At 52.9% G+C, this 208-nt stretch carries 1 rRNA gene; it reads right to left on the bottom strand.

Annotation, left to right across the window (positions count from 1 at the left end):
• Positions 1 to 208: ribosomal RNA gene (locus AACR09_RS16245) — 23S ribosomal RNA — on the bottom strand; the annotation flags it as partial.

The raw sequence follows: 208 nt of genomic DNA, 5'->3' as shown, positions 1-208 counted from the left end.
TTAACGTTGGACAGGAACCCTTGGTCTTCCGGCGAGGGAGTTTTTCACTCCCTTTATCGTTACTCATGTCAGCATTCGCACTTCTGATACCTCCAGCAGCCCTTACAGACCACCTTCAACGGCTTACAGAACGCTCCCCTACCCCACATACCCTAAGGTACGTAGCCGCAGCTTCGGTGTATAGCTTAGCCCCGTTACATCTTCCGCG

The organism is Vibrio sp. OPT20 (assembly GCF_963889365.1).
Classification (GTDB): domain Bacteria; phylum Pseudomonadota; class Gammaproteobacteria; order Enterobacterales; family Vibrionaceae; genus Vibrio; species Vibrio splendidus.
Note: the sequence above shows the minus strand (reverse complement) of the source record. Positions and strands in the feature narration are given on the sequence as shown.